Source organism: Posidoniimonas polymericola, assembly GCF_007859935.1.
Lineage (GTDB): Bacteria > Planctomycetota > Planctomycetia > Pirellulales > Lacipirellulaceae > Posidoniimonas > Posidoniimonas polymericola.
Genome location: NZ_SJPO01000016.1, coordinates 50,173 through 62,356 on the forward strand (window position 1 = coordinate 50,173; position 12,184 = coordinate 62,356).

11 protein-coding genes are annotated in these 12,184 nt (G+C 67.7%); 8 read left to right on the forward strand and 3 right to left on the reverse strand.

Annotated elements, in window-relative coordinates:
- Positions 1-20: 20 nt before the first annotated feature.
- The 3 genes from Pla123a_RS23290 to Pla123a_RS23300 are packed head-to-tail and all read right to left on the reverse strand — an operon-like array spanning position 21 to position 3,153.
- Entirely contained in the window at positions 21-1,352 is a 1,332-nt protein-coding gene (locus tag Pla123a_RS23290; protein WP_146591550.1) for a metal ABC transporter permease, read from the reverse strand.
- Positions 1,352-2,119 (reverse strand): metal ABC transporter ATP-binding protein, encoded by a 768-nt coding sequence (locus Pla123a_RS23295; protein WP_146591552.1) that lies wholly within the window; start codon positions 2,117-2,119, stop codon positions 1,352-1,354. Before Pla123a_RS23295 ends, Pla123a_RS23290 begins: the two co-directional genes overlap by 1 nt.
- Positions 2,116-3,153 (reverse strand): metal ABC transporter solute-binding protein, Zn/Mn family, encoded by a 1,038-nt coding sequence (locus tag Pla123a_RS23300; protein ID WP_231956610.1) that lies wholly within the window; start codon positions 3,151-3,153, stop codon positions 2,116-2,118. The genes Pla123a_RS23295 and Pla123a_RS23300 overlap by 4 nt, the downstream gene beginning before the upstream one ends.
- Before the next feature lie 313 nt (positions 3,154-3,466).
- Here Pla123a_RS23300 and Pla123a_RS23305 point away from each other — a divergent pair, with 313 nt between their 5' ends.
- The 8 genes from Pla123a_RS23305 to Pla123a_RS23340 all read left to right on the forward strand — a co-directional run bounded on the left by Pla123a_RS23305 (position 3,467) and on the right by Pla123a_RS23340 (position 12,150).
- A complete protein-coding gene (locus tag Pla123a_RS23305) occupies positions 3,467-4,027 on the forward strand; it encodes a GNAT family N-acetyltransferase (RefSeq protein ID WP_146591556.1) in 561 nt (186 codons plus the stop codon).
- 50 nt (positions 4,028-4,077) lie between these two features.
- Complete coding sequence (locus Pla123a_RS23310; RefSeq protein ID WP_231956611.1) at positions 4,078-5,322, forward strand: M16 family metallopeptidase; 1,245 nt, start codon at positions 4,078-4,080, stop codon at positions 5,320-5,322.
- A complete protein-coding gene (locus Pla123a_RS23315) occupies positions 5,309-6,544 on the forward strand; it encodes a M16 family metallopeptidase (RefSeq protein ID WP_146591558.1) in 1,236 nt (411 codons plus the stop codon). Before Pla123a_RS23310 ends, Pla123a_RS23315 begins: the two co-directional genes overlap by 14 nt.
- A gap of 96 nt (positions 6,545-6,640) precedes the next feature.
- The gene (locus Pla123a_RS23320) at positions 6,641-7,108 is read left to right on the forward strand and encodes a CbiX/SirB N-terminal domain-containing protein (protein WP_146591560.1); all 468 of its coding nucleotides are present in this window, start codon (positions 6,641-6,643) and stop codon (positions 7,106-7,108) included.
- A 147-nt stretch (positions 7,109-7,255) separates the two neighbouring features.
- The gene (locus tag Pla123a_RS23325; protein ID WP_146591562.1) at positions 7,256-8,218 is read left to right on the forward strand and encodes a hypothetical protein; all 963 of its coding nucleotides are present in this window, start codon (positions 7,256-7,258) and stop codon (positions 8,216-8,218) included.
- A 114-nt stretch (positions 8,219-8,332) separates the two neighbouring features.
- Positions 8,333-9,727, forward strand: coding sequence for a BNR-4 repeat-containing protein (locus Pla123a_RS23330; protein ID WP_146591564.1), 1,395 nt, complete (start codon positions 8,333-8,335; stop codon positions 9,725-9,727).
- Between the two features lie 28 nt (positions 9,728-9,755).
- Complete coding sequence (locus Pla123a_RS23335; RefSeq protein WP_146591566.1) at positions 9,756-10,697, forward strand: glycoside hydrolase family 43 protein; 942 nt, start codon at positions 9,756-9,758, stop codon at positions 10,695-10,697.
- Between the two features lie 49 nt (positions 10,698-10,746).
- Positions 10,747-12,150 (forward strand): Gfo/Idh/MocA family protein, encoded by a 1,404-nt coding sequence (locus Pla123a_RS23340; RefSeq protein WP_146591568.1) that lies wholly within the window; start codon positions 10,747-10,749, stop codon positions 12,148-12,150.
- The last annotated feature ends 34 nt before the right edge of the window (positions 12,151-12,184 follow it).

Sequence of the window (12,184 nt, forward strand, 5' to 3'; positions counted from 1 at the left end):
TGGCTTGCTGCGGCCGGCAGCTAACGCGGCGGCGGGATCACGTGGGGCGATTGCGGCACGGCCACCCCCGACGCTGCTAGCGGCAGGCGGCCCGCGTAATGGAGTTCGCGCTCGAGTTCGTCGACCAGGTGCGCCGGCAGGACGTGCTCGATATCGTCGGCCGAGCGGTGCACATGGTCGGCCGCGATGTCGGCGTGCTCGACGAGGAACTGCTCCCACAGTCGGTGCGCACGGGTGACGCGGGCGGCGGCCGCCAGGCCTTTGGAAGTCAGGGCGTACTCGGCGGGACCGGTCCGCTCGATCTGCCCCTGCCAGATGGCCCGCAGTCGGGCGAGGTACTTAGTGACAGGAGTTGCGCTCATGCGTCCGAGGACCCCCGCCAACGCGATCGGCTCTCGCGCCGGCAGCGCGGGCTCGCCCGCTTCGAACATCAGCCGCAGCAGGTGGTCGTGGGCCATGTGGACCCGCATGCCGAGCGTGCGTCGGGCCCGGCCGAGCAGGCCCTGCTCGGGGGCCAGCAGCGCCGAGGCAGCGAACACCAGGCCGCCGGCCACCACGATCAGCGGCCCGGGCGGCATCCCCTGGGTAAATCGCCCCAGCGGTGTTCCCGCCAACCCGCCCGGCGCCGCGGCGAGCACGCCGCACGCGGCGGACGCGGCGCCGATCACGCCGCTGGCCGAGAGCACGACTCCCAAGCGGTTCGACCAGTACCGGGCGGCGACGCACGGCATGATCAGCATCGCCGCCATCAGCACCACCCCGCACACGGGCAGGCCGACCACGGTCACTACCGCCACCGCGGCCATCATGCCGATGTCCATCGCCAGCGTCGGCCAGCCCTGCGAGCGGGCGAACTCGTCGTCGAAGCAGAGGGTCTTGAGTTCCTTGTGCAGCAGCGTCACGACCACCAGCAACACCGCGGCCACGACGCCGATCAGCACAACGTCCTGCGAGCGGAGCGCCGCGATCTCGCCGAACAGGTACGACGCCAGCCCCGCCTGGTTGCCTCGCGCCTGCTGCTGGACCACGGTCAGCAGCACAACGCCGGCGCCGAAAAAGGTGCTGAGCGTCAGGGCCATCGCGGCGTCTTCGCGGGTGCGGGTCCAGCGGGTCACCAACGCGATCGCCGCCGCCGCCAGCAGCCCGGTCGACAACGCGCCGAGCGACAGCAGCGGCAGGCTCCGTGAGTTGAACACCAGGTACGCGATGCAGATGCCGGGCAGCGCGGCGTGCGACAGCACGTCGCCCATCAGCGAACGCTTCCGCAGCACAGCCAGGCCGCCGACCACGCCGGCGACCCCGCCGAGCAGAGCGGCGCCAAGCGTGATCTTCGCGACGAACGAGGCGAGCATCACTTGGCCGGTTCTCCCTGCCGCACGGCCTCGGCCGCCTGCTCGAGGATCGTCAGCCGGCCGCCGTAGGTCCGCTGCAGGTTGGCGGTGGTGAAGATCTCTGGCACCGGGCCGCTCGCCACCAACCGCATGTTCAACAGGATCACTTGATCGAAATAGTCTCGCACGGTCTGCAGGTCATGATGCACCACAAAAACGGTCTTGCCCGACTGGCGGAGCGTCCGCAGCAGCTGGATGATGGCGGCCTCGGTCGCGGCGTCGACGCCGGCGAACGGCTCGTCCATGAAGTACACCTGAGCGTCCTGGGCGAGCGCCCGCGCCAGGAACACCCGCTGCTGCTGCCCGCCGGAGAGCTGGCGGATCTGGCGGTTGGCGAAGTCGCTGAGGCCGACCTCCTCGAGCCGCTGCTCGGCGATCAGACGCTCGGCCTTGCCGGGGCGGCGGAACCAGCCGACCTTGCCGTACAGGCCCATCATCACGACATCGCGGACCGTTACCGGGAACTCCCAGTCGACCGACTCCCGTTGCGGCACGTAGCCGACGATGCTCCGCTGCTTGCGGTAGGGCTGGCCGTAGATCTCGACGTGCCCGCTGGCAATCGGCGTCAGGCCGAGCGCGGCCTTGATGAGCGTCGTCTTGCCCGCGCCGTTAGGGCCGACGATCGCCACCAGGTTGCCCTCGGGCATCACAAAGTCGACGTTCCACAGCACCGGCTTGCGGTGGTAGGCGACCGTCAGGTCGTGGGCTTCCAGGGCGATTCGGCTCATGGGGCGGCGGGCTCCTGCTGCTCGGCCAGCGTACCGGTAAGCCCCGCCACGATGGTCCGCACATTTGCCCGAATCATCCCCACATACGATTCGGCGCCCGAGCCGGCTTTGCCGAGGGCGTCGGCGTACAGCTGTTGCTCTTCGCGGTTAGGAACGTAGACGTCGTGTCCGGCGTCGCGGCACGGTTCGGCGAGCGCCTCCATGATCTGCGGGGCCACGGCCGACTCGACAAACACACAGGGAACCTTGCGATCGACCACCAGCCTAATGACTTCGTCCATGTGCTTGAGGTCGACCTCGTCCTCGGTGCTGATGCCTTTGAGGCCCACTGCTTCGAGCCCGTAGGCCTTGCTGAAGTAGGCAAAGGCGTCGTGCGCGGTGACCAGCACGCGGCTTTCGGCCGGGACCGACGCCAGCTGGTCGCGGCATTCGCGGTCGAGCGCCTCCAGCTCCAATCGGTAGGACTCGGCCGCCTTGCGGTAGGCGTCGGCGTTGTCGGGGTCGGCCTCGGCGAGCTGGTCGGCGACCGCCGGCACACACTCGGCCCACAGCGCGACGTCGTGCCAGACATGTGGATCGGCGTGGCCTGCGAAGTCGGGCGGCGTCAGCAACCGGTCGGGGAACTGCCGCTCAAGCACCTCCGCGACGGCGTGCACCGGCTTGCGTCTGCCGAGCTTGGCGAGCGTGTCGCCCATCCGGCCTTCCAGGTGCAGACCGTTGTAGAAGATGACGTCCGCGCGGGACAGCAGGTCGATGTCGGCGGGCTGCTCCCGGTACAGGTGCGGGTCGACGCCCGGGCCCATCAGCACCTCGACCCGGGCGTGGTCGCCGGCGATGCTGCGGACCAAATCGCCGACCGGACCGGTTGTGCAAACCACCAAGGTGCGTCCGTCGTCGACCGCAGTCGGACGACCGCCGCAGCCCACGCTGAAGGCAGCGAAGCCCGTCAGCAACAGGCTGATGCCCCCCAGCAGCCGGCCTGTGCGGCGGAAAAGCCAGCCCGATGTTGCTCCCTGGGCAGACCCCTGTGCCAAGGCAGTAAGTGTTTTCATGCCAACAAGATAACAGACTTTTTGACGAATCAAAAACCCAGCGCGATTATGGTCTCGCTGAGCATCCGCTTCCGCGTGTTGGGCCGACGCGAGTTGACCACGCCGCAGATCCTTGCCCGAACCGCGCAGAGCCTATCGCCAGGCCTGCACAACCGGAGCGATCGGCGCCAATGCCGCGCCGACGTAAACGCTGCGTGCAAGAGGGCTTAGATTGATTTGACCCACGTGGACAATAGGGCTAGATTGCGGCTGCGGGAGGTTCTATCCCGGGTGCGCCTCGACCAATGCAAATCGGATGAGCCTGACCTACCACAAACGGTTCCAGATGGAGCGGCGGATCGGCGCCGAGCTCAGTCTGCCGCCGTTGCCCCCTGGCTATCGCTTCGCCCCCTGGTCGACGGGACGGCTGCTCGATCACACCGAGGCCAAGCACCTGGCCTTCGGCGAAGAGCTCGACGCCCAGCTGTTCGACTGCCTGCGGACCGCCGAGGGCTGCGAGCGGCTGATGCGGGAGATCGCCCGCAAGCCAGGCTTCTTGCCCGAGGCTACCTGGCTTGTGGAGTATGTCGCGAGCCCCAGCAAGATCGAGCCCTGCGGCACGATCCAGGGCATCAGGACCTCGCCGCGGGCCGGGGCCATCCAGAACGTCGGCGTCACGCCAATGCACCGCGGACGCGGGTTGGGCGCCGCTTTGGTGTCGGCGGCAACCGTCGGGTTCCAGCAGGCCGGATTGAGTCGGGTCTGCCTGGAAGTCACCGCGGCCAACACGGCCGCCGTGCGGCTCTACCAGCGACTCGGCTTCCGCCGCACCAAGACGCTCTACAAGGCCGTCGAGGTTGCGTACTCGCTGGGGTAGCGGCTACGCTGCTGGGCTAGCGATTCTTCCTCCTGCCTTGGGATATCCTGTTGTCTCTCGATACGCACAAGCTCGAGCTCCCCAGCGGCCTGGTGCTGCTGGGCGAGCCCAACCCGTCGTTCCAGTCGGCGGCGTTCACGATGCTCGTCCCGGCGGGGTGTCGGCACGACCCCGAAGGCAGGGCAGGGCTGGCGTCGCTGACCTGTGAGATGGCGCTGCGTGGCGCCGGCGAGCGGGACGGGCGAGCGTTGATCAACGACCTCGACGCCCTGGGCATCGACCGCGGCGAGTCGGTCGGGGTCTCGCAGGCGTCGTTCCGTGCGTGCGGACTGGCCGAGGCCCTCGCCCCCGCGCTGGGCGTGTACGCGGACATCCTCCGCCGCCCGCATCTGCCGGCTGAGCAGATCGAGGCCGGCCGCATGGTCTGCCTGCAGGAGCTCCGCGGCATCGAGGACGAACCAAGCCACAAGCTGATGCAGGAGCTGCGGCGGCAGCACTACCCAAGCCCCTGGGGCACGCCGAGCCAGGGCGAGGTAGAAACCGTCGAGCGGCTTACCCCGTACGACGTCGAGGCGTTCCATCGCGCTCGCTACCAGCCCGACGGCGCAATCCTGGCCGTTGCGGGCGGTTTCGACTGGGACGAGATCTCCGACCTGGTGCAGCGGCTGTTCGGCGATTGGAAGGCGCCCGCTGACGCCGAAGCCCCCACGGCGCCGGAGATCACGCCCGTCAGCCACATCCCGTACGACTCCAACCAGTGCCACATCGGATTGGCCTACGACTCGGTGCCGTACAACCACGAAGACTACTTCCAGGCGTGGGCCTCGGTCGGCGTGCTGTCGGGCGGCATGAGCAGCCGGCTGTTCACCGAGGTCCGCGAGAAACGCGGCCTGTGCTACACGGTGAGCGCATCGCTCCAGTCACAGAAGGACCGCGCGGCGGTGTTCTGCTACGCCGGCACCACCACCGAGCGGGCCCAGGAAACGCTCGACGTCACCCACGCGGAGCTCGTCAAGCTGCGCGACGGCATCAAGCAGAACGAGCTCGACTGCCTGAAGGCCCGCATCAAGAGCAGCCTGATCCTGCAGCAAGAATCGTCGAGCAGCCGCAGCAGCTCGCTCGCCCACGATTGGTACCGGCTGGGCCGCGTCCGCCCAGTGGACGAGCTGTCCGCCATTGTCGACGCGATCACCGCCGAGAGCATCAACCAGTTCCTCGAGAAGCAGCCCCCCGAGAACTTCACCCTGGTGACGCTCGGCCCCGAACCCCTGGAGTCGCCCGTTGGAATTTCGTAGCCACACCCTGCCCAACGGGCTGCAGATCGTCGCGGAGTGCAACGAGCTGGCGCTGTCTACTGCGCTGGGCGCCTTCGTCTGCGCCGGCGCGCGGGACGAGACCGACGAGGTCGCCGGCGTGAGCCACTTCCTGGAGCACATGGCCTTCAAGGGCACGCCGCGCCGCTCGGCCGAGGACGTCAACCGCGAGTTCGACGAGATCGGCGCCCACTACAACGCGTACACCAGCGAGGAGCACACGGTCTACTACGGCACCGTGCTGCCCGAGTACCAGCGGCAGTGCGTCGACCTCCTGACCGACATCGTCCGCCCGAGCCTGCGGACCGAAGACTTCGAGATGGAGAAGCAGGTTATCCTGGAAGAGATCCAGATGTACCTGGACCAGCCGCCCTACGGGGCCGACGAGCAGGTCAAGCTGCTCTGCTTCGGCGACCACCCGATCGCGCGGAGCGTGCTGGGGACCTCGGAAAGCGTCAGTGGGCTTTCGCCGGATGCGATGCGGGCTTACTTCGAGGGCCGGTACGGCCCGTCCACCGTGACGTTCGTCGCCAGCGGCAAGGTCGACTTCGACGACCTCGTCAAGCAGGTCGAAGACGCCTGCGGTGGCTGGGACCCCACCGACGGCGCCCGCACGCCGCACGAGACCAAGGTCGCCGACGGCCGCCAGCACGTCACCCAGGCGACCGCGACCCAGCAGTACCTGCTGAAGCTGACCGCCGGGCCTGATGCGTCGGACGACGACCGCTACGCAGCAAAGCTGCTGACCATGGCGGTGGGCGACGACTCCGGCAGCCGCATGTACTGGGAGCTCGTCGACCCGGGCCACGTCGAGTCGGCCAGCCTGGGTCACTACGAGTACCAGGACCTCGGCATGTACTACACCTGGATGAGCTGCGCGCCGCAGGACCTCGAGGCCAACCTCGCCCGGCTCGACGACGTGCTGCAGCAGGCTCAGGACGAGGGCCTCACCGACGACGAGATCGACCGCGCCCGCAGCAAGATCAAGTCGCGGGTGGTGATCGGCAACGAGCGGCCCCGCAGCCGGCTGTTCAGCGTTGGCGTCAACTGGATCCACCGCGGCGAGTACCGCACGGCCCGCCAAGACCTCGACGCGCTCGAGGCGGTCACGGCGGCCGACGTACGGCGGGTGCTGCAGCGGTACCCGCTGACCTCCGGCGCGACGCTGACGGTTGGTCCGCGTGAAAAAATCGCTTGGCCTTAATCGCCGCAGCTCGTGGCGGCTGGTCATGGCGGACTCGCTGGTAACAATATGGCTCTGCTGCCCCGCCGTTTGCCCAGTCTGTAGTGTCACCCGCGTATGACCTCCGACCCCGCTCCCCAGCACGCCGCCCGCCGCCTGGCTGACCTGCTCCAGCAGTCTGGCGCCGCTGAGCCGATCGGCGTGATCATCGTCGACCACGGCTCGCGCCGCCCCGAAAGCAACGACCTGCTGCTGGAGGTGGTCGCGTCATTCAGCGGCCAGACCGGCGTCGAGCTGGTCGAGCCGGCCCACATGGAACTGGCCGAGCCGAGCATCGCCGACGCGTTCGCCCGGCTCGTTGCGCGTGGCGCCAAGCGGGTGATTGTCGCCCCCTTCTTTCTGGCGCCGGGCCGCCACTGGAACGAGGACATCCCCGAGCTGACCCGCGCCGCCGCGGCTCAACAGGGCGGGACCCCGTTCGCCATCGCCGAGCCGATGGGCCAGCACCCGGCAATGGCCGAGGTGCTAGCAAGCCGCATCGCGGGCGTGCTCGGGCAGGTCGATGCTAGCGGCCGCCTGCCGTGAGACACCCGTCCTCCGGGTGATGACACGCGCGCGGCAGCATGAACGGAGACCTGTGTATAATACGAGGATTTCGTGCACCGCCGCCAATGGCGCGCTAGTTGCCATACACCAAGCATTCACAGTTTGGTCGGGCAACGGAGTGCTGCCATGCGTCGTCACAAGGTTCTGCTGATTCAAGTCTGCTACCTCGCCGCGCTCGTCGCTACGACTGCCGGGCAGGCTGGCGCCGGGCAACTCGCTAAGGCCCGCACCGCGGCCCGCGGATCCGAATCCGCACCAAAGCCGCAGGCGGAGCCCAGCAGCGGCAAGCTCGACAACGCCCGCCAGGCCGCTCGTCCTCCGCGTTCGGAGCACCACGACGACCTCCGCCGTCCGTCGCATGGCCACGCGGCGCCCTACTGCGGCGCATGGTCCTTCGCCGGGGCGGGACTGTGGAGCATCCCTCGCCACACCACCTGCATCATTGAGCAGCCGACCATCGTTCAAGCGGCGCCCGCTCCCGCAGCTTGGGCGCCGGCGCCTCAGCAGCCGATCACGCCCGAGCTGCGCCGCACCTTCGCCCGCTTCCCGCACGCCGGCGACCAAGGATTCGCCGACCTCCAGCCGGTGGGTTTTGCGAAACCATGGCTCGGCGCTGTGCGGTTCGAAATCGGCAGCGACCTGGACGGGTTGTCTCGCTCCGGGCTCGGCGTGCAGCTCGAAGGCAGCCTCGGCTGGGCGCTTGATTTCAAGTACGACACCTACCGAGAATCGCTCCCCGGCGGCGGCTACGACGAGCTCCGCATCGCCGACGTGAACGCCATGTACCGGGTAGTCGAGACCGAGCGGTCGCTGATCCGCGTCGGCATGGGCGTCAATTTCCTGGGCGACGCTGTGGAAACGGACACGGGCGTCAACTTTACGATTAAGGCCGACTTCGCCCCATGGCGTCCGGTGGTCGTGTCGACGGAACTCGACATGGGGACCGTCGGCCACGCCGAGACCCTCCACGGGGCGGCGACCGTCGGCGTGATGACCGACCGCCTCGAGTTGTTCGGCGGCTACGACTACCGCCGCGTCGGCGAGGCCGAGCTCCAGGGGCCGATGCTGGGGCTGAGGATTTGGTTCTGAGGCTCGGGTCCCCGCAGGACGGGGCTGTTTTCGAACGGCGCAGCCAACTATGCTGTGGATTGCGCAGGTGCTTTTCTCTGGACCGCTCTTCCCAGCAATCCGGCTGTCCCCACGATGTTCTGCTTGTTCGCTATTCTGCTGTCGCTCTTGTTGCCACCGCTTGCAGTAGCCGAGGAGACGCTCAACAGAACGACGCTTCCGGGTCCGGTCGTCATCAACCCGAACGGTGGCTGGAGCTGGTTCGGCGACGAGCGGGCGGTGGTCGACGCCGACCGCAACCTGCTTTACGTCGGCTCGCTCGCCAACCGGGCAGGTTACGGCGGCCCTGAAAAGGACGGCGACGTCGAGGTGACGCGGGTCGACCTCTCCAGCGGCGAAGCGACAACCGATGTGCTCCGTGACGCCCTGACCTCCTACGGCGGCGGCGACGACCACAACGTCCCCTCGCTGCTGCTGCTCCCCGACGGGCGGGTGCTGGCGGCGTACACCGGGCACAACAACAACTCGCAGACCTACTTCCGCACCTACGACCCCGACTCCCAGCAGTGGGACTCCGAACGCGTGTTCGACTGGAACGCCGCGATCCCGGGCGGCAGCACGTTCAACTGCACCTACAACAACCTGTTCTACCTGCCTGCCGATGGCGCCATCTACAACATCTCGCGAAATCACGAGCGGTGCCCCAACGCGATTGTCTCGCACGATATGGGGCAGACGTGGGAGTACGCCGGCCAGCTGGTGCGCGCCTCGGAGGCCGACGGCGCGACCGGGCTGTACGTTAACGGCTACCTGAAGTACTCGCAGCGGGGCGACCGCGTCGACCTCATCGCAACCGAGCGTCACCCCCGCAACTTCAACAACAGCCTGTACCACGGCTACCTGGAGGGCGGCGTGCTGCACGCCGCCGATGGCAAGGCGGTCGACACTCAGCTCGACGCCGACGCCGCGGCCCAGGCGACCGACCTGACCCAGGTGTTCGCCGCCGGGACCAATGTCGACGGCGTCCCCATGACGCACTGCTGGATGCTCGACTTCGAACGCTTCGCCGACGGCGCGGTCGTCGCCCTGTTCAAGGCGCGCGTCGACGATTCGATTGAGGACCACCAGTTCTTCTACGGCGTCTTCCGCGACGGCCAATGGCGGGCCTTCCCCCTCGCCAGGGCGGGCGGGCGCCTGTTCCGCAACGAGGAGGACTACACCGGCCTGGCGGCGATCGATCCCAACGACCCCAGCACCGTGTACATCTCGACTTCGGTGGACCCTAACAGCAGCGACCGACTCGCGCACCACGAGCTGTTCCAGGGCCGCACGCCCGACGGCGGCAGATCTTGGCGGTGGCGGGCGGTGACCCACGACTCGAAGGCCGACAACCTCCGCCCCATCATCCCGCGCTGGAAGCCGGGCCGGACCGCCCTGATCTGGAACCGCGGGACCATGCGGACCTCTCAGAACTACGATCAGCAGGTGGTGCTGCTGATCGACCCGCTGCAGGATCCCTCGTCGCACTAGAGCTCTCCTCAAGCTGTGTTCACACCTTATGAAGCTGTTTTCTGCCATACTGCTAAGCTGGGCGGCGGTCGCCAACGCGGCCAACCCGATCATCACGGAGGTCTTCACCGCGGACCCCGCGCCGCTGGTTGTCGGCGACACCGTCTACTTGTACTGCGGTCAGGACGAGGCCAAGCCGGACGAGCACTACCGCATGTTCCGCTGGCTCTGCTTCTCGAGCCAGGACCTCAAGTCCTGGAAGCCGGAGGGCTCGCCGCTCGCGCCAAAGAACTTCGAGTGGGCCATGGGCGACGCCTGGGCCTCGCAGGTCATCGAGCGCGACGGCAGGTTCTACTTCTACGCCACGGTGCAGCACAACGAGTCGCACCACGGCAAGGCAATCGGCGTCGCGGTGTCCGATTCGCCTACCGGCCCCTTCGTTGACGCCCGCGGCTCGGCGCTCGTCACCAACGACATGACCAAGGCGACCCAGATCAGCTGGGACGACATCGACCCTACCGTCTGGATCGACGACGACGGCCAGGCGTGGCTGTTCTGGGGCAACCAGAAGTGCTACTGGGCCCGACTGAAGCCGAACATGACCGAGCTCGACGGCGAGATCCACGTGATCCCGGACGAGCAGCTTGGCGCCTTCACCGAGGCGCCCTGGATCCACAAGCGGGGCGACACGTACTACCTCTCGTACGCGACCGGCTTCCCGGAGAAGATCGCCTACTCGACCTCCAAGCAGTTGGTTGGGCCGTGGGAGCCCCGCGGGCTGCTCTCCGAGGGGGCCCCCAACAGCAACACGATCCACCAAGGCATCATCTCTTTCCAGGGCGCCGACTACTTCTTCTACCACAACGGCATGGTCCAGGCGCCCAATACCGGCGGCAGCTTCCGCCGCTCGGTCTGCATCGACCGCTTGTACTACGACGACAACGGCCTCATGAAACGCATCGTCCAGACCTCCGAAGGCCTCGACAACTAATCGAAGTCAACTCCAACTACCCCGTGGCTCCTTAGGCAATAGCAAATAAATGGGCATCAACCGACGCGGCTTCCTGGCTTCTACCGGCGCGGTCGCCGCCGCCAACCTGTTCCACACGGGCGTCTCGCTGGCGGCGCCGGCGACCGCCTCGCCCAACGAGCAGCCGGTGGTCGGCTTCATCGGGACCGGCATCCGGTTCCACACAGCGCTCGGCCATCAGGCAACCGCCCTCGGCCCCTGCGCCAAGATCGCCGACGTCGACGCCGCCCAGGCGGGCCGCGCCTGGCAGACCGTGATGGACCTGCACCGCGACCTCGGCCGGCCGATCGATATGACCGTGCACGAGGACTACCAGCGGGTCCTCGACGACAAGCACATCGATGTCGTGGTGGTAGGCTCGGCCGACCACTGGCACACCAAGCACGTCATCGACGCGGTCGACGCCGGCAAGGACGTCTACTGCGAGAAGCCCCTGACGCTGACCATCGCCGAGGGGCGGCAGATCGAGGAGGCGATCGCCCGCACCGGCCGCATCGTGCAGGTCGGCACGCAGCAGCGGACCGAGTTTGGGCAGATGTTCACCACCGCCGCCGCGATGGTCCGCGACGGCCGCGTCGGCGGCGTCAAACGAGTGACCGTCTGCATCGGCGGTTCGCGCGACGCGGAGCCACTGCCGGTCACGGCCCCGCCAAAGCAGCTTAATTGGGACAAGTGGCTCGGCCAGTGCCCGATGGTCGACTACCGTGAGTCTCCTACCATCACCGACACCAGCGGCTGGGGGGCGGGCCACCCGTTCAGCCGCACCCACCACTACTTCCGCTGGTGGTACGAATACTCCGGCGGCAAGCTGACCGACTGGGGCGCCCACCACGTCGACATCGCGATGCTCGCGCTCGACAAGCAACGCGACGACATCGGGCATGTGAAGATCGAGCCGATCTCGGTCACCCACCCGGTCGAGTTCGTCGACGGCATGCCCGCCCAGGACGACCGCTTCAACGCCGCCACCGCGTTCAACGTGCGTTGCACGTTCGCCGACGGGATCGAGATGGACATCCGCGACAACGCCGTTGACGACCTCGGCTTCGACAACGGCGTCATGTTCACCGGCGACAAGGGCCGCTTCCTGGTGAACCGCGGCAAGCTGGTCGGCGCCCCGGTCGAGGCGCTCGGCGACCGGCCGCTGCCCGCGGACCCGTTCCAGACGCTCTACGGCCAGGCCAAACCGAAGTCGCACATGGACCACTTCTTCGACTGCGTGAAGTCCCGCACGCAGCCGATCTCGGACGTCCCCAGCCACAACCGCATGCTGAACGTCTGCCACGCGGTCAACATCGCGATGCGGCTCGGACGCACGCTGACCTACGACCCGGCGACCCAGTCGTTTGTCGGCGACAAGCAGGCCAACTCGTTTGTCGCCCGTGAGCAGCGCAAGGGGTACGAAACGGCCTAGCCCATGCGGCCCCAATCGGCTCATTTCTATTGAT